General features: G+C 71.5%; 15 protein-coding genes. 3 read left to right on the top strand and 12 right to left on the bottom strand.

The window, feature by feature from the left end:
* Positions 1–124: 124 nt before the first annotated feature.
* The 8 genes from ACFWSK_RS15705 to ACFWSK_RS15670 all read right to left on the bottom strand — a co-directional run bounded on the left by ACFWSK_RS15705 (position 125) and on the right by ACFWSK_RS15670 (position 11,845).
* A complete protein-coding gene (locus tag ACFWSK_RS15705; protein ID WP_383785542.1) occupies positions 125–1,690 on the bottom strand; it encodes an APC family permease in 1,566 nt (521 codons plus the stop codon).
* 280 nt (positions 1,691–1,970) lie between these two features.
* Entirely contained in the window at positions 1,971–3,443 is a 1,473-nt protein-coding gene (locus ACFWSK_RS15700) for an aldehyde dehydrogenase family protein (RefSeq protein WP_383785540.1), read from the bottom strand.
* Complete coding sequence (locus tag ACFWSK_RS15695; RefSeq protein ID WP_383785762.1) at positions 3,440–5,179, bottom strand: amidohydrolase family protein; 1,740 nt, start codon at positions 5,177–5,179, stop codon at positions 3,440–3,442. Before ACFWSK_RS15695 ends, ACFWSK_RS15700 begins: the two co-directional genes overlap by 4 nt.
* A gap of 177 nt (positions 5,180–5,356) precedes the next feature.
* On the bottom strand, positions 5,357–6,484 hold the full coding sequence (locus ACFWSK_RS15690) for an LLM class flavin-dependent oxidoreductase (protein WP_383785538.1): 1,128 nt from the start codon (positions 6,482–6,484) through the stop codon (positions 5,357–5,359).
* A 98-nt stretch (positions 6,485–6,582) separates the two neighbouring features.
* Positions 6,583–7,368: an SDR family NAD(P)-dependent oxidoreductase gene (locus ACFWSK_RS15685; protein ID WP_383785535.1), complete on the bottom strand. Its 786-nt coding sequence runs from the start codon at positions 7,366–7,368 to the stop codon at positions 6,583–6,585.
* A gap of 12 nt (positions 7,369–7,380) precedes the next feature.
* Positions 7,381–8,289, bottom strand: coding sequence for an LLM class F420-dependent oxidoreductase (locus ACFWSK_RS15680; RefSeq protein ID WP_383785759.1), 909 nt, complete (start codon positions 8,287–8,289; stop codon positions 7,381–7,383).
* Positions 8,290–8,555: 266 nt separating this feature from the next.
* Positions 8,556–10,469, bottom strand: coding sequence for an AMP-dependent synthetase/ligase (locus tag ACFWSK_RS15675; RefSeq protein ID WP_383785533.1), 1,914 nt, complete (start codon positions 10,467–10,469; stop codon positions 8,556–8,558).
* Between the two features lie 98 nt (positions 10,470–10,567).
* Positions 10,568–11,845: an acetyl-CoA C-acetyltransferase gene (locus ACFWSK_RS15670; protein ID WP_383785756.1), complete on the bottom strand. Its 1,278-nt coding sequence runs from the start codon at positions 11,843–11,845 to the stop codon at positions 10,568–10,570.
* Positions 11,846–11,944: 99 nt separating this feature from the next.
* Between ACFWSK_RS15670 and ACFWSK_RS15665 the strand changes: the two genes are divergently transcribed.
* Both ACFWSK_RS15665 and ACFWSK_RS15660 read left to right on the top strand, forming a co-directional pair.
* Positions 11,945–13,270: a 3-oxoacyl-ACP reductase gene (locus tag ACFWSK_RS15665; protein ID WP_383785530.1), complete on the top strand. Its 1,326-nt coding sequence runs from the start codon at positions 11,945–11,947 to the stop codon at positions 13,268–13,270.
* 5 nt (positions 13,271–13,275) lie between these two features.
* Positions 13,276–14,118 carry a MaoC/PaaZ C-terminal domain-containing protein gene (locus ACFWSK_RS15660; RefSeq protein ID WP_383785528.1) on the top strand — a complete coding sequence of 281 codons (843 nt, stop codon included), beginning with the start codon at positions 13,276–13,278 and terminating at the stop codon, positions 14,116–14,118.
* 34 nt (positions 14,119–14,152) lie between these two features.
* On the opposite strand, the gene ACFWSK_RS15655 is transcribed toward ACFWSK_RS15660, so the two are convergent.
* On the bottom strand, positions 14,153–14,770 hold the full coding sequence (locus ACFWSK_RS15655; RefSeq protein WP_383785753.1) for a TetR/AcrR family transcriptional regulator: 618 nt from the start codon (positions 14,768–14,770) through the stop codon (positions 14,153–14,155).
* A 282-nt stretch (positions 14,771–15,052) separates the two neighbouring features.
* On the opposite strand from ACFWSK_RS15655, the gene ACFWSK_RS15650 reads away from it, so the two are divergent.
* On the top strand, positions 15,053–16,246 hold the full coding sequence (locus ACFWSK_RS15650; RefSeq protein ID WP_383785525.1) for an alpha/beta hydrolase family protein: 1,194 nt from the start codon (positions 15,053–15,055) through the stop codon (positions 16,244–16,246).
* A 72-nt stretch (positions 16,247–16,318) separates the two neighbouring features.
* Here the strand turns inward: ACFWSK_RS15650 and ACFWSK_RS15645 are convergent, their stop codons facing one another.
* From ACFWSK_RS15645 to ACFWSK_RS15635, 3 genes are all read right to left on the bottom strand, one after another.
* Complete coding sequence (locus ACFWSK_RS15645) at positions 16,319–17,716, bottom strand: dicarboxylate/amino acid:cation symporter (RefSeq protein ID WP_383785523.1); 1,398 nt, start codon at positions 17,714–17,716, stop codon at positions 16,319–16,321.
* Positions 17,717–18,190: 474 nt separating this feature from the next.
* On the bottom strand, positions 18,191–18,484 hold the full coding sequence (locus ACFWSK_RS15640) for a DUF4229 domain-containing protein (protein ID WP_383785520.1): 294 nt from the start codon (positions 18,482–18,484) through the stop codon (positions 18,191–18,193).
* Positions 18,485–18,559: 75 nt separating this feature from the next.
* Positions 18,560–19,117, bottom strand: a complete 558-nt coding sequence (locus ACFWSK_RS15635) for a GNAT family N-acetyltransferase (protein WP_383785517.1) — start codon at positions 19,115–19,117, stop codon at positions 18,560–18,562.
* Between the last annotated feature and the right edge of the window lie 53 nt (positions 19,118–19,170).

Here is a 19,170-nt window from a genome sequence, read left to right as displayed (position 1 = left end):
GGGGCCCCCCCCAGGCCGGGTGACACCCCGGTGGGTCCGGGCCGCCCCCCGCGCCCCGGCCGGGGGGGCGGCCCCCGGCCCCCACGACTGCCGGGCCGCCGACCGTCGGCCCGGCAGTCGTCGTTCAGTCCGCGACCACCAGCGCCGGGGTCTCCCGGGTCAGCACCTCGCCGCGGAAGAACGCGGGGCTGCGGCGCTGCATCACGACCATCAGGACCCCGCCGAGCAGCAGTAGTCCGACGGCGATGACGAAGACCGATCCGACGCCCAGGACGGAGGAGCCGGAGCCGTACGCCGGGTCCCACATGTCGTACAGGGTCTTGCCGAAGACCGCGGTCAGCAGCACGCCGCCGAGGACCGGGCACAGACCCTTGTAGACGAAGTCGCGGCCGGAGCGGAACAGCTCGCGGCGGAAGTACCAGGCGCAGGCGAACGCCGTGATCGAGTAGTAGAAGCAGATCATGAGCCCGAGCGCGTAGATCGTGTCGACGAGGACGTTCTCGCTGACCAGCGTCATGACCGTGTAGAACGTGCCGGTCGCCACGCCCGCCGTGACCGTCGCGCGGCCCGGGGTCTTGAAGCGCGGGTGGACCTTGGCGTAGGAGGCGGGCAGTGCCTCGTACGAGGACATCGCCAGCACCGTGCGGGCCACCGGGATGAACGTGGTCTGCAGGCTGGCCGCGGCCGACGCGAGGACCGCGACGAAGAGCAGGATGCCGAGGCCGGGGCCCATGACCGGGCCCGCGAGCGCGGCGAAGACGTTGTCGGAGGTCTCCGGGTTGGCGAGGCCGAGGCCCTCGTCGCCGGAACCGACCATCATCTGGGCGGCGATGCCGGTGGCCAGGTACGAGCCGACGAGGACGACCATCGCGATCAGGGCGGCGCGGCCGGGGGTCTTCGCGCTGCCGACGGTCTCCTCGTTCGTCGTCATGCAGGCGTCCCAGCCCCAGTACATGAAGATCGAGAGCGAGAGACCGGCCGTGAAGGCGGCGAATGACTGGACGGCGAACGGGTTCATCCAGGACCAGGAGAAGTCCAGCCCCGTGTCGAACGTGCCGCTGCCGGCCTTCTGGAAGGCCATCACCACGAAGACGGCGAGGACCACGAGCTGGAGGCCGACCAGGGCGTACTGGATGCCCTTCGTCGCCGTCATCCCGCGATAGCTGATCGCCGTGGCGACGGCGATCAGGACCAGGCAGGTGAGGATGTGGACCGGCTTGCTGTCGTCCAGGGCGGCGACCGAGGCGCTGCCGGAGATCTCGCCCGCCAGGAGCCAGAAGTACGAGGTGGCGACGCCCGCCAGGTTCGACAGGACGATGATCGTCGCGATGACCAGGCCCCAGCCGCACATCCAGCCGACGCGCGGGCCGAACGCCTTCACCGTCCAGGTGAAGGACGTGCCGCAGTCGGGCATGGCCCGGTTGAGCTCGCGGTACGCGAAGGCGACCAGCAGCATCGGCAGGAAGCCCGCGAGGAAGACGGCGGGCATCTGCACGCCGACCTCTCCGGCGGTGGAGCCGAGCGTGGAGGTCAGGCAGTACACGGGGGCGACGGTGGAGACGCCGATGACGGCGCTGCCCATCAGACCCACGGAGTCGCCACCGAGGCCCTTGCCGCGTACCCCGCCGTCGGCAGGGGTCGTTCCCCGTACCGTGTCTCCGGCCTGTGGCCGCGCGTCCAGCTGAGTCATGCAGAGGACGTTATGCGCTGCGATATCCATATCCGGAGGGTGAGACTCCACCGTCTCACCCTTTGATTGAATGTGAAGAGCGGCTTACAGCTTGATGAAATCAAGGCACGAATAAGCCTGAGCCTCTGGATGAATGACCCACGGGCCGTCATGGGCTCGTACGAGAACCGCAGCACTGTCCGTTTCATCCCGGTTCAAAAGTTTCCCGTGGCTGTCCGCACGGCGACCAGCCACGGGCGCCGCGTATCGCCACGGCCCTGCCCCCATGACCCTCGTGCGCTCAGCCCGGCCAGACGATCGCCTGCGTCTCGCTGTACGCGTGCAGGGCGTACGAACCCACGTCCCGTCCCACGCCGCTCCGCTTGAACCCGCCGAACGGCGCCTCCATGTTCCGGCCGATGGTGTTGACGCCGACCCCGCCCGCGCGCAGCCGCCCGGCGATCCGGAAGGCCCGTGCGACGTCGCCGGACCAGACGTAGTCGAGGAGCCCGTAGTCGCTGTCGTTGGCGAGGGCGATGCCCTCCTCCTCGTCGTCGAAGGGGACGACCACGACGACGGGGCCGAAGATCTCCTCCCGTACGACGCGCATGTCGTTCGTGCAGTCGGCGAGCAGGGTGGGGGCGACGTAGAAGCCGCGGTCGAGACCGGCGGGGCGGGCGCCGCCCGCGACGACTCGCGCCCCCTCCTCGCGGCCGAGCCCGATGTACGACTCGACGCGGTCGCGGTGGGCGGCGGAGATGACCGGACCGACGACGGTGCCCCGCGCGGCCGGGTCCCCGACCTTCAGGTGGCCCGCGTACGCGGCCAGCTTCTCGACCAGCGCGCCGTAGACCCCGCGCTGCGCCAGCACCCGCGTCGGAGCCGTACAGATCTGACCGCTGTAGAACGAGAACGTCGTACCGATGCCCGCCACCGCCGAGTCCAGATCGGCGTCGTCGAGGACCAGCGCGGCGCCCTTGCCGCCCAGCTCCATCAGCTGCCGCTTCATCGAGCGCCCGCACACCCCGGCGATGCGCTGCCCGACGGCGGTCGAGCCGGTGAAGCTGACCATGTCCACATCGGGTGAGTCGACGGCGGCCTCCCCCGCCCCGGGACCTGAACCCGTGACGACGTTGACGACGCCCGGCGGGATGCCCGCCTCTTCGAGCGCGGCGGCCATCGCGTAGACGGAGAGCGGGTCCTGTGGCGCCGGTTTCACCAGGACCGTGTTGCCCATGGCGAGCGCGGGGGCGATCTTGCCCGCCGCGTTGGCCCAGGGGTTGTTGTACGAGGTGATGCACGTGACCACACCGACCGGCCGGCGGACGGCGAGCGCGCCGAAGACACCGGCCCGCCCCATCGGCCCGGCCTCGTTGATCTGCGGCGGCACGGCCTCCTCGACGGGCTCCAGCGCGCCCTTCGCGTACCGCCGGAAGCGGGCCGCGCCGACCGCCACCTGCATCCCGCCCGCGGTACCCGTGGTCGCGCCGCTCTCCGCCGAGGCCAGCGCGGTGTGGGCGGCGGCGTCCCGCTGGATGATCCGGGCCGCCCGGCCGAGGATCGCGGCACGGTCCTCCGGGCGGCTGCGGGACCAGGCGGCGAAGGCTTCGCGGGCGGCGGCGGCCGCCGCGTACACCTGCGCGCGGCTCGCCTCCGGCGCCAGTCCGACGACGTCCTCGGTGGCCGGATTGATCACCTCGTAGAAGCCGTCGGCCGGCTCCACCCACTCCCCGCCGACGAACAGCCGCCGGGCCCTCTCCCTCGTCCCGCTCATGCGGTGCTCACCGTCCGGGTGTCGCGGCCGGACCGGAGCACCGTGCCCGGGACGGCGCCGGTCACCTTGTCGTCGCGCAGGGTCTCGACGCCGTTGACGCGTACGGAGACGATGCCGATGGCCTTGGAGTCAAGTCGCGGGCTGTCGCCAGGCAGGTCGTGGACGAGCGTGGCGGGGCCCGCGTCGATGCGCGCGGGATCGAAGAGGACGAGGTCGGCGTGGAAACCCTCCTGCACCCGGCCCCGCTCCCGCAGCCCGAAGAGCTGGGCGGGGTCGTCGGTGAGCATCTTGACGGCCCGGGTCAGGGGCAGGAGCTTCCGCCCGCGCAGACAGTCGCCGAGGAAGCGTGTGGTGTACGGCGCCCCGCACATCCGGTCCAGGTGGGCGCCCGCGTCGGACCCGCCGAGCAGGACGTCCTCGTGCTCCCAGGTCTCCCGGCGCAGGGCCCAGGAGGCCGGGTCGTTGTCGGAGGGCATGGGCCACAGCACCGTACGGAGGTCGTCGGCGGCGCAGATCTCGACGAGGCAGTGGAAGGGGTCGAGACCGCGCTCCGCGGCGATGTCCTTGACCACGCGTCCGCTGAGACCCTCGTTCGCCGCGCTGTACGTGTCCCCGATGACGTACCGGCCGAAGTGCGCGAGGCGGCGGAAGACACCGGCCTCCTTGCTGTCGGCGCGGCGGAGCATCTCGGCACGGGTGCCTGCGTCGCGCAGCCGCTCGATGCGCCCGGGGACGGGGAGGGCGAGGATGTCGCCCCAGCCGGGGATGAGGTTGAGGGCGCAGAAGGTACCGAGCGACATGTTCATCGGGGTGAGGATCGGCATGGTGAGGGCGACGATCCGGGCGCCCGCGCGGCGGGCCCGTTCGCTGGGTATCAGCTGGCGGGGTACGCGTTCGGGGACGGCGGCGTCGATGGTGAGGACGTTCCAGTTGAGGGGCCGCCCCGCGGCGGCGCTCATGTCGACGAGCAGCTCGATCTCCTCGTCGGAGAACTGGTCGAGGCAGCCCGCGACGATCGCTTCGAGCTGGGTGCCCTCGTGCTCCCCGACGGCCCGGGAGAGGGCGAGGAGCTCTTCGGGCAGCGCGTGCCGGGAGGCGACCGGCTGTCCGTCGCCGTCGGCGTGGGTGGACGACTGGGTGGTGGACAGGCCCCAGGCCCCGGCGTCCATGGCGTCGTGGAGCAGCGCGAGCATGGCGGCCAGCTGCGGCGCGGTGGGCTGTCCGCCGACCGCGTCGGGGCCCATGACGTGGCGGCGCAGGGCGCAGTGCCCGACCATGAATCCCGCGTTGACGGCGATGCGGCCTTCGAGGGCGTCGAGGTACTCCCCGAAGCCGGACCAGGTCCAGTCGACGCCCTCTTCGAGCGCGGCGAGGGCCATGCCTTCGACCCGCGACATCATGCGCCGCGTGTAGTCGGCGTCCTCGGGCCGGTCCGGGTGGAGCGGGGCGAGGGTGAACCCGCAGTTGCCCCCGGCGACGGTGGTGACGCCGTGGTTCATGGAGGGTGTGGCGTACGGGTCCCAGAAGAGCTGGGCGTCGTAGTGCGTGTGCGGGTCGACGAAGCCGGGTGCGAGCACGAACCCGGTGGCGTCCTCACTGGTGACGGCTTCCTCGGTGAGGGTGCCCGGCTCGGCGATGACGGCGATGCGGCCGTCGCGGATGCCGAGGTCGGCGGTGTACTCGGGAGCGCCGGTGCCGTCCACGACGGTCGCTCCGCGGATGAGGTGGTCGAGCATGACGCGTCCCTTCGTGGTGGTGTGCCGCCGGGGTGCGTACGGGTTGGCCGCGGTACGCACCCCGGCGGCCGGGGCGACGGTCCGGGAAGACGCCGCCCGGCCGGTGACCGGGGGCTTCTCCACCCCCGGACCCCCGCTCCGCAATCGCCGGCGGGGCTTGAAAGGGCAGCCCGCCGCCTACGACCCGGCCGAAGCCCGGAAGCGGCTGGTCCGGTGCACCGGGTCCGTGTCGATCTTCGGAATCACGTGCTCCCCGATCAGCTTGATCGAGTTGATCGTGTCCTCGGGCGAGATCCCGATCGGCAGCCCGAAGCTCAGCTGGTCCGCCCCCGCCTGCTCCCACCGCCGGCACTGCTTCAGCACCTCGTCCGGATCCCCGCAGATCATCAGCTCCTCCGCGATGAGCAGCTCGATGATCTCCTCGGAGTACTCCGGCAGCAGCTCCGGCCACTCCGGCACGCCCTCCGGCCGGGGGAACGTGTCGTGGTAGCGGAACAGCAGCGACTGGAGGTAGTTCAGTCCGCCGCTCACCGCGATCTCCACGGCCTTCGCGTGCGTCTCCGCGCAGATCGCCGTGGACGTCACCATCACGTTGTCGTTGACGAAGTCCCCGACCGGCCGGGCCTCCTTCACCGCCGTCTTGTACGACTCGACGACCCACTCCATGTCGGCGACCTTCTGCACGCTGAAGCCCAGCACGCCGAGCCCCTTGCTGGCCGCCATGGCGTACGAGGAAGGCGACCCGGCCGCGTACCACATCGCCGGATGGGACGTCCCGTACGGCTTGGGCAGGATCTTGCGCGGCGGCAACGACCAGTGCTTGCCCTGGAAGCCGACGTACTCGTCCTGGAGCCACATCTTGGGGAACTCGGCGATGGTCTCTTCCCAGATTTCCTTGGTGTGGTTCATGTCGGTGATGCCCGGCATGAAGCCCAGGATCTCGTGGCTGCCGGCCCCCCGCCCCGTACCGAACTCGAAGCGCCCCTCCGAGAGGTGGTCGAGCATGGCGACCTTCTCGGCCACCTTCACCGGGTGGTTGACGGGGGCGAGCGGGTTGAAGATGCCCGACCCCAGATGGATCCGGTCGGTGGCATGCGCGAGGTAGCCCAGGTACACGTCGTTGGCGGAGAGGTGCGAGTACTCCTCCAGGAAGTGGTGCTCGGATGCCCAGGCGTACTTGAAGCCGGACCTGTCCGCCTGGATGACGTACTCGGTCTCCTCGATCAGTGCCTTGTGCTCTGCCTCGGGATCGACCTTGGCGCGCGCGGCAGGCACGTACCCCTGCACAAAGAGCCCGAATTCCACGGAGGTTCACCGTCCTCAATCATTTCTGACACACCGTCAGTTCACGATGCGACCGACTGTTCCACCGGCGGTCCGACCCGTCAATAGCTGACACATCGTCAGAAGAGGCTGACCCCGGCCAGCCAGCCCCCGTCGATCACGAACGGCTGCCCGGTGATGTACGAGGAGTCCGCGGAGCTCAGGAACAGCGCGAGCGCCGCCACCTCCTCCGGCCGCCCGATCCGCCCGAGCGGCACGAGCTTGCGGTACAGCTCGGCCACCGCCGCCCCGGTCTCCGCCGGGTCGGCCGCCGGGTCCAGCGCCGACGGATTGGTCATCGGGGTGTCCACGGCGCCGGGGCACACGGCGTTGACCCGGATACCCTTGGCCGCCAGCTCCAGCGCCGCCACCTTCGTCAGCCCGACGACCGCGTGCTTGGTGGCGGCGTAGGCGCCCACGAAGGCCATGCCGGTGAGCCCCGTGTACGAGGCCGTGTTGACGATCGTCCCGCCGCCCGCGGCCTCGATCTCCGGGGCGACGGTCCTGATCCCCAGGAACGCCCCGACCTGGTTGACCTGCACGATCTGCTGGAACTCCGCCAGCGGCGTGTTCACCAGCTCGTTGAAGCGCAGGATCCCCGCGTTGTTGACCAGCCCGTCGATCTTTCCGAAGGCGCCCTTCGCCTCCTCGACGGCGGCTCGCCACTCCTCCTCCCGGCTCACATCCAGATGCACGAACCGCGCGGCGTCCTCCCCCAGCTCCTTCGCCAGCGCCTCCCCCTGCTCGTCGAGCACGTCGGCGATCACCACCCGCGCCCCTTCCGCGACGAAGAGCCGCGCCTCCTGCTCGCCCTGCCCGCGCGCCGCCCCGCTGATGAGCACGACGCGCCCGTCCAGCTTGCCCATGGCCCGGTCTCCCTACCTGTCGAGATGAGGTGCGACCCCGGCGGCGAACGCCGCCATCTGGTCGGTCAGTTCGTCACGGCTCCGGCTGCGGAACCGCACCTGGATCTGGTGCACGCCCATCGCCGCGTACTCCCGCAGCGACTCGGCGATCACCTCCGGCTTCCCGGTGAGGGCGCGCCTGCCGACGGCCCAGTCCGGCTCCCCCACGTACAGCGGCTCGGTGATGGCCCCGACGACGATCGGCTCCTCGACCCCGGCCTCCTCGCGCAGGGCGAGCAGCCGGGCGATCTGCGCGGGAAGCCTGCTCCTGGGGTCGCCCTGCGGCAGCCATCCGTCACCACGCACGGCCGCGCGCCGGACGGCGGCGGGCGAGGACCCGCCCACCCAGACGGGCACCCGCTCCTGCACGGGGCGCGGCAGCTGCCCCAGCCCGCCGAAGGTGAACCGTTCCCCTGCGAACTCCGGATACTCCGCCTGCCCGAGCGCTGCCTTCAGCGCGTCGACGCTCTCGTCGAGCAGCCCTCCGCGCCCGTCGAAGTCCACGCCGAGCGCCTCGAACTCCTCGCGCACGTGCCCGGCCCCGACCCCGAGAATCAGCCGCCCGCCGCTGAGGTGGTCGAGCGTGGCGTACTGCTTGGCGGTGACCAGCGGATGCCGCAGCCCGACGACGGCGACATGACTCATGAGCAGGACCCGCTCGGTGACCCCCGCCAGGAACGACAGGGTGGCCACGGGGTCGTACCAGACCGTACTCATGGCCTCGGCGAGCCGCGGCGGCACACCGACGTGATCGCAACACGCCAGGTACGCGAACCCGGCCCGGTCGGCGGTGCGGGCGATCACGGCGAGATCGGCGGGGGTGGCTCCGGCCTCCCACCCCTCCGCGTAGATGGTGCTCTGCGACTGGATCGGCAGCTGCATCCCGTACGACAGCGGCCCGGCGGACAGTATCGGCACCGACCGGCCTCCTTCCACTGGCTGACCCGGCTGACCCGGCGGACTGATCTGACGTGCCGTCACATGACAGGCGGGAGCCATCGTCGTACCTGACGCTCCATCAGGCAAGGGACGGTACGGAGCGCGAGCGCCCTGAAAGGGCAACAGCCTTCCTCCCCGGCCGGGGAGGAAGGCTGTTTCAGCGGATCACCGCCCGACCGGGCCCGCCCACAAGGAGTCCGGACTTCTCCCTACTTGCGGTACAGCTCCTCGATCTCCGCCCGGAAGTCCTCCTCGATCACCGTCCGCTTGAGCTTCAGGGACGGCGTCAGATGGCCGCTCTCCTCCGTGAAGTCCGTCGGCAGGACGGTGAACTTGCGGATCGACTCCGCGCGCGACACCAGCCGGTTCGCCTCGTCCACCGCGCGTTGCAGCGCCGCACGCAGCTCCTCGTCGTTCACGAGGTCCCGCAGCGGGACGTCCTGCTTCCTGCGCATCTGGCGCCAGTGCGCGAGGCCGTCCGGTTCCAGGGTGATCAGCGCGGTGATGAACGACCGGTTGTCGCCGACCACCATGCACTGACTGACCAGCGGATGGGCCCGCAGCCAGTCCTCCAGCGGGGCGGGGGTGACGTTCTTGCCGCCGGTCGTGATGATGATGTCCTTCTTGCGGCCGGTGATCGTGAGGTAGCCGTCCTCGTCGAGCGCGCCCAGGTCACCGGTGGCGAACCAGCCGTCGTCCAGATGCGGCACCGCCGTACCCCGCCCGGCGTCCCAGTAGCCCTGGAACACCTGGCCGCCGCGCAGCAGGATCTCCCCGTCGTCCGCGATCCGCACGGCGGTACCCGGCAGGGGCCAGCCCACCGTGCCGAGACGGGGCTTGAGGGGCGGGGTCACCGTGTGGGCCGCGGTGGTCTCCGTCAGGCCGTACCCCTCGAAGATCTCGATGCCCGCCCCCGCGTAGAACGCGGCGAGCCGGTGGCCGAGCGGGGAGCCGCCGCAGATCGCGTACCGGACGTGCCCGCCGAGCGCGGCCCGGATGCGCCGGTAGACCAGGGGGTCGTAGAGGGCCCGGGCCATGCGCAGGCCGGGTCCGGGGCCGGGGCCCGTGCCGTGTTCCGCGGCCTCGACCGCCTCCCCGTAACGCTGGGCGATGCGGGCGGCCCGGTCGAAGGACGAGGCGCGGCCCATCTTCTCGGCCGTGGCCCGGCCGGTGTTGTAGACCTTCTCCAGCACGTACGGGATGGCCAGCAGGAACGACGGTTTGAAGCCCGCGAGGTCGGCGAGCAGATCCTCGGTCTTGATGGAGGGGGCGTGCCCCAGCCGCACCCTCGCCCGTAGGCAGCCGATGGCGACCATCCGGCCGAAGACGTGGGAGAGGGGGAGGAAGAGCAGCGTGGACGCCGGGTACTTGGAGACGGACTTGAAGACCGGGTGGAGCAGCTCGATGGCGTTGTCGACCTCGGCGAAGAAGTTGCCGTGCGTGAGGACGCATCCCTTGGGGCGGCCCGTGGTGCCCGAGGTGTAGATGAGGGTGGCGGGGGTGTCCGGTTCGAGCCTGGCCCTGCGGGCGGTGACGGCTTCGTCGGGCACGTCCTTGCCGAGGGCCTTGAGCCGGCCGATGGACCCGGTGTCGAACTGCCACAGGTGCGTGAGATCTCCGAGCTGCTTGCGCTCCTGGCTGATCAGCCGGGCCTGTTCGGTCGTCTCGACGGCGCAGGCGACGGCGCCGGCGTCCTGGAGTATCCAGCGCGCCTGAAACGCCGACGAGGTCGGGTAGATGGGCACGGTGACCAGCCCCGCGGCCCAGGACGCGAAGTCGAGCAGGGTCCACTCGTACGTCGTACGGGCCATGATCGCGACCCGGTCGCCGGCCTGGAGACCTTCGGCGATCAGCCCCTTGGCGACGGCGTTCACCTCGGCGGCGAACACGGCGGCCGTGACGTCCTGCCAGCTGTCGTCGGGCTGCTTGCGGCTGAGCACCGCCTCGCCGGGGGCCTCGCGGGCGTTGTCGAAGGGGATCTCGGCGAGCGAGCCGCGGCGGACGGGCGGCGCGAAGGCGGGTACGGAGACTTCTCGTACCGTTCCGTCGGCCGCCCTGACCTTGGCCGGCTCGACGAGGACGGGGCGGGAAGGGGTGGCGGGTGCGGAGGCTGGCGTCGGCACGTGCGGCTCCTCATCGGGGTGGGGCGGATGGTCGCCGGGTCCGTCCGGCGGCCGGTTCGTCCTCGATCGCGGGGCGGGCCCGGTGGGCCGCGCGGCCGTCAGGGGCGTTCCAGGATGGCTGTGACGCCCTGGCCGCCCGCGGCACAGACCGAGATCAGGCCGCGGCCCGGCCCGTCCCGTTCCGCGAGGAGCTTGGCGAGCGTGGCGACGATCCTGGCTCCCGTCGCCGCGAACGGGTGACCGGTCGCCAGTGAGGAGCCCGCCACGTTGAGCTTGTCCCGGTCGACGGGGGCGAGGCCCCGCTTCTCCCAGGCCGCGAGGGTGGCCAGCACCTGGGAGGCGAACGCCTCGTGGATCTCGAACAGGTCGAAGTCCTCGATGGTGAGGCCGGCGCGTTCCAGCAGGCGGGGCACGGCGTGGGCGGGCGCCATCAGCAGCCCGTCCTCGCCGTTCACGTAGTCGACGGCCGCCGTCTCGTAGAGGGAGAGGTACGCGAGCGGTTCCAGGCCGCGCCGCTCCGCCCACTCCTCGCTCGCCAGCAGGACCGTGGCGGCCCCGTCGGTGAGCGGGGTCGAGTTGCCCGCCGTCATCGTCGCGTCGGGGTGGTCGGTGCCGAACACCGGCTTCAGCGTGGCGAGTTTCCGCACCGTCGAGCCGGGCCGGAGGTTCTGGTCGCGGTCCAGACCGCGGTGCGGGACCACGAGGTCGTGCAGGAAGCCCCGCTCGTACGCGGCGGCGAGCCGCTGGTGGCTGGTGGCCGCCAGGAGGTCCTGGTCCTCCCGGCTCACGGACCACCGGCGGGCGGTGACCGCGGCGTGCTCCCCCATCGAGAGGCCGGTGCGGGGTTCGGCGTTGCGCGGGATGTCCGGGACGAGGTGCCGGGGCCGTACGCCCGCGAGTGCTTTGATCCGGCCGCCCGCCGACTTGGCGCGGCGGGCCGCCAGCAGGAGCCTGCGCAGCTCGTCGTTGACGCCGAGGGGGGCGTCGCTCGTGGTGTCGGAGCCGCCCGCGACCGCGGAGTCGACGGCACCGAGCGCGATCTTGTTGGCTGCGGCGATGACGGCCTGGAGGCCGGTGCCGCACGCCTGCTGAATGTCGTAGGCGGGGGTGCGCGGGTCGAGGGCGGAGCCGAGGACGGTCTCCCGGGCCAGGTTGAAGTCCCGGCTGTGCTTGAGGACGGCGCCCGCGACGAACTCGCCGACCTGCTGACCCGCCAGGCCGTACCGCTCGACCAGCCCGTCGAGCGCGGCGGTGAGCATGTCCTGGTTGGACTCCTGTGCGTACGGTCCGTCGGAGCGGGCGAACGGTATGCGGCTGCCGCCGATGACCGCCACCCGGCGCGGCTGCGGAAGTGCCAGGGGGATCACTGCGACCAGCTCGTCTCGATCGATCTCGGGCAGCACATCTCGACCTACTCCTGACTCCTGAGTAACCTTACTTAGGAGTAAATCTACGACTGAGCAGGAGTCTGGACAATGGCCGACCGCTATCTGCACGTCACCGGCACAGCACCCGGCCGATTCCTGACCCGCAGGCTCGGCCTGCCGCAGCCGGCGCACCTGCGACGGTGGTCCCTGGAAACCCCGTCCCTCGACGGTTCGTTGCTGCACCTCACCGCGGGCCCGTCGGCGATCGGCGACGAACTCCGCGCACTCCTGGGCAGGACCGGCCCGAAGGTCACCGACCGCACCGAGCGCCCCGCCGGCATCGTCGTGGACGCGACGGCCGTCACCACCGCCGCCGGACTCGGTGACGTGCACGCGGCACTCCACCCCGTCATACGTTCCCTCGCCCCGGGCGGCCGTGTCGTCGTCCTCGGCACCCGGCCCTCCCCCGACGACCACCACCAGGCGGCGGCGCAACAGGGACTCGAAGGGTTCGTACGCTCCCTGGGCAAGGAAGCCGGCAAGGGCTCCACCGTCCAGTTGCTCCGGATCGCCTCCGGCGCCGAGGGCGTGGCCGCCGCAGAATCCACCCTCCGCTTCCTGCTCTCCCCCAAGTCCGCGTACGTCAGCGGCCAGGTCATCGAGCTCACCGCCGCCACCCCGGGCCCGGTCCCCGACTGGGCCGCGCCGCTCACCGGCCGCACCGCCCTGGTGACCGGAGCCGCACGCGGGATCGGCGCCGCGGTCGTCTCCGTGCTCGCCCGGGACGGGGCCACGGTGATCTGTCTGGACGTGCCGCAGGTGGGAGACGAACTCAAGCGCACAGCCGACCGGTTCGGTGCCACGGCCCTCCCCCTGGACATCACCGCACCCGACGCCGCCGACCGCATCGCGGCCGTCGCCCCGGACGGCCTCGACGTCCTGGTCCACAACGCGGGCATCACCCGCGACCGGCGACTCGCCAACATGCCCGCAGAGCGCTGGGCCTCCGTCATCGAGGTCAACCTCGACAGCGTGCTGCGCACCACCGACGCCCTGCTCAAGGCGGGCACGCTCAACCGCGGCGGCCGGATCGTCGCCACCGCCTCCATCGCCGGGATCGCGGGCAACAACGGGCAGACCAACTACGCCACCAGCAAGGCGGGCATCATCGGCCTGGTCCGCTCCCTCGCCCCGCGCGCAGCCGCCGACCACGGCGTCACGGTCAACGCGGTCGCCCCCGGCTTCATCGAGACCAGGATGACGGCAGCGGTGCCCTTCCTCATCCGCGAGGCGGGCCGCCGTATGAACTCCCTCTCCCAGGGCGGACTTCCGGTCGACGTCGCCGAGGCCACGGCATGGTTCGCACAGCCCGGGTCCAGCGCCGTCAACGGCCAGGTCCTGCGGGTGTGCGGCCAGAGCCTGCTGGGGGCGTGACGCGGATGCCGAGCCCCATCGCCTCCCTCGTACGCGGAGCCGTCACGTCCCCGTTCAAGCGGCCCGGCCTGCCCGGCAGCGCGCTGCCCGCCACCCGGCTCACCCTCCCGCCCGCACCCGTGGCACCCGGCCACCTCGCCGCGTACAGCAGGATCTGCGGGTTCTCCGAGTCGGGCGCGCTGCCGCTCACGTACCCCCACGTCCTGGGCTTCGCCCCGCTCATGCGGCTGATGACGGACCGGGACTTCCCGCTGCCCGTCGTCGGGCTCGTCCACACCTGGATCGAGATCACCCGCCACCGGAGCCCACAGCCGCAGGACCCGCTGGAACTCACTGTGTACGCGGAGGAGTTGACCGCCCACCGGCGGGGCACCGAGGTCACGATGGTGACGGAGGCCCGGCTCGGGGGCGAGCTGGTGTGGGAGTCGCGGAGCGGCTACCTCTCCCGCCACGCGACCACGCCCGGCGCGGAGTCCACGGCGCCACCCCCGGCCCCGCCCACCGCGCCGCCCGCCGTCGCCGAGTGGGCGCTGGCCGCAGACCTCGGGCGGCGGTACGGCGCGGTGTCCGGCGATCGCAACCCGATCCACCTGTATCCGCTCACCGCCCGGCTGTTCGGCTTCCCCCGGGCCATCGCGCACGGCATGTGGACCGTGGCCCGCTGCCTCGCCGAGGCCGGCGAGCCCGGCCGCGTCCGGCAGGTGCGGGCCGACTTCAGGGCCCCCGTCCTGCTGCCGTCCACCGTGACGTACGCGGCGGACAGCACCGGTGCGGACAGCGCCTTCGAGCTGCGCGACGCCACCGGCCGCGTCCACCTCACCGGAAGGACGACCCGGGACGCGCCGTAGGACCTGGTCCGAAGGGAGGGCCCCGGCGCCCGGCTCAGCCCGCCGGCTGCCAGGGCCTGCCGTTCATCAGGTTCTCCAGGCCGGCCCAGGAGAAGTTCATCAGGGTGGCCGCGGCCTCCTTCGCCGAGACCCCAGGGGTGTCGTTCGCCCACCCGGCCAGCGCCTCCGCGGCCCCCACGAGCGCCTGCGCCAGCCCGGCGACATCCCGGTCCGGGAGGGCGGGATCGTGGTGCGCCTCGCGCGCCGCGGCCCCGATCAGACCCGTCACGAACGCAACGATCTCGTCCCGCATCACCACGACCTCGGTGGCGAACGGCTCCCCGTGCGTCCGCGCCTGGCGGTGCAACACCGCCCAGCCGTCCGGGTTCTCCGCCGTGTGCGTGAAGAACGCCCGCAGCCCGGCCCACAGTTGCCGGTCGGCCGGCAGCCCGGGCTGCACCCCTGCCTGTACCGCTTCCACCAGCGACTTCGCCTCGCGGCGGATACAGGCGGTGAAGAGTTCCTCCTTGGAATTCAGGTACAGATAGACCAGCGGCTTGGACACCCCGGCCAGCTCCGCGATCTCGTCCATCGACGCGGCCCGGTAGCCGAGCTGCCCGAACGTCCGCACCGCGGCATCCATCATCTGCTGCTCGCGCACGGCGCGTGGCATCCGTTTGCTCTTCACAACACCCACGACATAATCCTCCCACCCCCGGCTGTGCCACTCCTCGGCAAGAGTATGTCGCGGGTCCCGCACCCGTCGTACGCACAGCGCCACCCCCCTGGCCGAAAGCGGCCCGCCGCAATGCCCCCGGACGACCCCCGCCGCCCCCGACGCGGCAAACGACAGGCCCTAGGGGAGAACCGGCTCCCGCGGTCCGCCCACGGTCGGAGACCGCGCTACCTCCTGGGGCCGATGCGGCCGCGCGGCCACCGTCCTAGCGTTGCGCGCATGACCAGTCACCGCAGCCGCGCGGCAGTCACGGCGCTCGCCCTGACCCTGCTCCTCGCGACGCCCGCCACCGCCGCCACAGCTCTCTCCGCACGGGATGCGGCCCCGGCCGCCGAAGCCGCCCCCACCTCCGCCTCCTTACTCGAACTGCCCCGCCCCACCGGCCCGTACGCGACCGGCCGCGACACCCTGCACCTGACCGACACGAGCCGCCGCGACCCCTGGGTCCCGGAAGCCGGCGCACGGGAGCTGATGGTGTCCGTCACCTATCCCGCACGCCCGGGCACCGGCGGCAGGCCCGCGCCGTACATGACGACGGAGGAGGCCCGGCTGCTGCTGGCGGCCAAGGGCCTGGAGGACACCGTCGACGCCACCACCGTCGCGACCACCCGCACCCACGCCCGCAGCCACGCACCCGCCGCCCGGGGCCGGTTCCCGCTGGTGGTGCTCTCCCCCGGCTTCTCCACGCCGCGCACGACCCTCACCGGCCTCGCCGAGGAACTGGCGAGCCGTGGATACGTCGTGGCGACCGTCGACCACGCCTACGAGTCGACCGGCACCGCGTTCCCCGGCGGACGGGTGCTCACCTGCGTCGCCTGTGACCGGGTCCGGGAGACCGGGCCCGAGGGTATGGAGCTGGTGTCCGAGGGCCGGGCCGCCGACCTCTCGTTCGTCATCGACCGGCTGACCGGCCGCCACCCGTCCTGGCACCGCGCCGGTGTCGTCGACCGCGAGCGGATCGGGGTCGCCGGCCACTCCATCGGTGGCAACGCCGCCGCGTCGACGATGGCCGCGGACCCGCGCGTGCGCGCCGGGATCAACATGGACGGCACGTTCGCCGACCCGGTCCCCGCATCCGGTCTCGGCGGGCGGCCGTTCCTGATGCTCGGCTCCACCGCCGACCACAGCCCCGGCGGCGACGACAGCTGGGACAGCGGCTGGCCGGCCCTGGACGGCTGGAAGCGATGGCTGACTGTGGACGGCTCGGGCCACTTCTCCTTCACCGACATCCCGGCGCTCGCCCAGCAGCTGGGCATCGAGGACCCCGGGACACCGATCTCCGGCGAGCGGTCGACCGCCATCACCCGGGACTACGTCGCGGCCTTCTTCGACCAGCACCTGCGCGGCATCCCCCGGCCGATCCTGGACGGCCCGACACCCGGCAATCCGGAGGTCCGGTTCGTCAGCCCCTGACGGCGCCGGACGCACGAGTGCCCCGGATCGGCTGATCCGGGGCACTCGCTGTCACCACTGGCCGTTCGGCGCCTAGGCGGGGACCGGTACGGCGTCCTTGCGGCCGGCATCGACGTCGGCGTCGGCGTCGGCGTCGGCATCGGCGTCACTGTTCTCGATCTCGTCGACCGGGGAGGACGAGGCCGAGTTGTACGCGTCGTGGTCGAGGATCTTCTCGCGGGAGGCGACGATCACCGGGACCAGCGCCTGTCCCGCCACGTTCGTGGCGGTGCGCATCATGTCCAGGATCGGGTCGATCGCCAGCAGCAGGCCGACGCCCTCCAGCGGGAGGCCCAGCGTCGAGAGGGTCAGCGTCAGCATGACCGTCGCACCGGTGAGGCCGGCGGTGGCCGCCGAACCGATGACCGAGACGAACGCGATCAGGATGTAGTCGCCGACGCCCAGCTGCACGTCGAAGATCTGCGCGATGAAGATCGCCGCCAGCGCCGGGTAGATCGCGGCGCAGCCGTCCATCTTCGTGGTGGCGCCGAACGGCACCGCGAAGGACGCGTACTCCTTCGGGACACCGAGACGCTCGGTGACCTTCTGGGTGACGGGCATCGTGCCGACCGAGGAGCGGGAGACGAAGGCCAGCTGGATCGCGGGCCAGGCGCCCTTGAAGAACTGGAGCGGGCTGACCTTGGCGACCGTCGCGAGCAGCAGCGGGTAGACGCCGAACATCACCAGGGCGCAACCGATGTAGACGTCGGCGGTGAAGGTCGCGTACTTGCCGATCAGGTCCCAGCCGTAGTCGGCGATCGCGTAGCCGATGAGGCCGACGGTGCCGAGCGGGGCGAGGCGGATGACCCACCACAGGGCCTTCTGGAGGAGCTCCAGGATCGACTCGCTGAGGGCGAGGATCGGCTTGGCCTTGTCACCGAGCTGGAGCGCCGCGATACCCGCGACGGCGGCCATGAAGACGATCTGCAGCACGTTCAGCTCAGTGAACGGCGTGATGACGTCCGTCGGGATGATCCCGGTCAGGAAGTCGAGCCAGGAACCGTTGCTCTCGGGGAGCTTGCCGTCCTTGGGGGTGAGGCCGGTGCCCGAGCCCGGGTTGGTGATCAGACCGATCGCGAGGCCGATGGCCACGGCGATGAGCGAGGTGATCATGAACCAGAGCAGCGTGCGGGTGGCCAGCCTGGCGGCGTTGTTGACCTTGCGCAGGTTGGTGATCGACACCAGGATCGCGAAGAAGACGAGGGGCGCGACGGCCAGCTTCAGCAGCTGGACGAAGATGTGGCCGACCTGGTCGAGCGTGGTGTAGAGCCAGTCGATGTCCTGGCTGCGGGCGAGCCAGCCGAGGAGGACACCGAGGACCAGACCGGCGACGATCTGGACCCAGAACGGGACCTTGGGTATGCGGAAACCGGTGCCGGTGCCGGAGGACTTACCGGTACCGGTGGTGGTGGACGCGGAGTTCGCGGACACGGACACACTCCTGTGGGGACGCAGGACGTACGAGGACAGACGCACGGTCGTGCGGTCGAACGGGGACGGGGGTGCGGCGCCCGCGCCAAGGGCGGCGCCGCTGCATGATGCCGGTCAGACGTTGCGGCAACAGACCGCGGACATACAGCGGCAGAGATCGACATGCAGGCGCGCCACGAGCGGAATGCTCGCGGCATGGCGGAGGCGCACTGCTGTCTTCATGTCGAACACGTTAACACTTGTACTTTGAGAACCTCAAAGGTCTTCTTTGGTAAGAGGACGCGCCGAGCCACCCTCGGGCTCCCCCGGGAACGGCGAAACCCCAGCGCTGGAGCGGTGGCTCCGGGCCGGGGTTCCGGGGGCGTGAGTGCGCTCGGGGGCGCGAGTGTGAGGAAGCTTACGTTCCGCTTACCGGTGGTACGTGGCAGGAGGCCCCTGCGCGGCGGCCCTGCCGGAAGGCGTCTGCGGACGGTCCTACTGGACGGCGTCCTCGCGGGTCCGGTTGGACTCCAGGCGGGCCTTGGTCCGGTCGACCTTGGTGACGAGCTGCTCGGACATCTCGTCGCGCTGCTTGCGCAGGAGTACGTAGCTGAGCGGCGCCGAGAACAGCAGGCCGAGCAGCATGACCCAGATGAAGTTGGAGCCCTTGAGCCCCGCCGGCAGCACCCCGAAGTGAACGGCCACACCGGCGGCGAAGAAACAGCCCACGAAGATCAACAGGCGCAACGCGGTGTACCGGATCGTTGCGCTCGGCCTGGCAGCGGACACGGCTGACCCTCTCTCTACGTACGGCACGTCACAGAACCTGCCCGACCAGTGAAGCATGACCCGAATTCACGTGGTTCAGGGGGCTCCCGGGTCCACCCCGCGCGGCGCGGGAAAGAGCGGGAGCAGCATGGTGATGTCGTCGCGGTCGTCGCCGGGGGCGACCCGGATCGCGCCCGGCACGCGGCCCACCTCCTTGTAGCCGCAGGACGCGTAGAAGCGGTCGGCTCCGGTACCGCCCCGGCAGGTGAGGCGGATGGCCTCGACGCCGTCGGTCGCGCGGGCCGCGTCGGCCGCCGCCGCCATCAGGTCCCGGCCGAGACCCCGCCCCTGGAGGCGCGGGTGGACCATCACCGTGTGCAGGAGGACCCAGTGGGTCATCAGCCGGTGGGTGGGGCGGGCGAGGAAGGCGGTGGCGGCGACGCGGCCGTCCTCGTCGTAGCCGACCAGGAGCCGGGTGCGGCCCTCCGCGATCGCGGAGAGGTGCTTGAGCAGTTCGGACCGGATCTCGCCGGGGTTCGCGGGCGGTACGAAGCCGACGGCGCCGCCCGAGTCGGTGACCTCGGCCCAGAGCGCGGTGATGCCGTCGTGCAGGGGCCGGTCGAAGGCGGGGTCCAGCTCGAATGTAAGCGCCATAACTCGATGTTAACCATTACACACGGACGCCTCAAACGGTGTCCGAAACGCGA

Origin of the sequence: Streptomyces sp. NPDC058620 (assembly GCF_042717135.1) — a bacterium.
In the GTDB taxonomy this organism is placed as follows: Bacteria; Actinomycetota; Actinomycetes; order Streptomycetales; family Streptomycetaceae; genus Streptomyces.
Note: the sequence above shows the minus strand (reverse complement) of the source record. Positions and strands in the feature narration are given on the sequence as shown.

What these genes read in the sequence shown, in the direction of transcription:
- ACFWSK_RS15705 (WP_383785542.1), bottom strand. Translation starts at nt 1,690, where the DNA reads ATGACTCAGCTGGACGCGCGGCCACAGGCCGGAGACACGGTACGGGGA.
- ACFWSK_RS15700 (WP_383785540.1), bottom strand. Translation starts at nt 3,443, where the DNA reads ATGAGCGGGACGAGGGAGAGGGCCCGGCGGCTGTTCGTCGGCGGGGAG.
- ACFWSK_RS15695 (WP_383785762.1), bottom strand. Translation starts at nt 5,179, where the DNA reads ATGCTCGACCACCTCATCCGCGGAGCGACCGTCGTGGACGGCACCGGC.
- ACFWSK_RS15685 (WP_383785535.1), bottom strand. Translation starts at nt 7,368, where the DNA reads ATGGGCAAGCTGGACGGGCGCGTCGTGCTCATCAGCGGGGCGGCGCGC.
- ACFWSK_RS15680 (WP_383785759.1), bottom strand. Translation starts at nt 8,289, where the DNA reads ATGCAGCTGCCGATCCAGTCGCAGAGCACCATCTACGCGGAGGGGTGG.
- ACFWSK_RS15665 (WP_383785530.1), top strand. Translation starts at nt 11,945, where the DNA reads ATGGCCGACCGCTATCTGCACGTCACCGGCACAGCACCCGGCCGATTC.
- ACFWSK_RS15660 (WP_383785528.1), top strand. Translation starts at nt 13,276, where the DNA reads ATGCCGAGCCCCATCGCCTCCCTCGTACGCGGAGCCGTCACGTCCCCG.
- ACFWSK_RS15655 (WP_383785753.1), bottom strand. Translation starts at nt 14,770, where the DNA reads ATGCCACGCGCCGTGCGCGAGCAGCAGATGATGGATGCCGCGGTGCGG.
- ACFWSK_RS15650 (WP_383785525.1), top strand. Translation starts at nt 15,053, where the DNA reads ATGACCAGTCACCGCAGCCGCGCGGCAGTCACGGCGCTCGCCCTGACC.
- ACFWSK_RS15635 (WP_383785517.1), bottom strand. Translation starts at nt 19,117, where the DNA reads ATGGCGCTTACATTCGAGCTGGACCCCGCCTTCGACCGGCCCCTGCAC.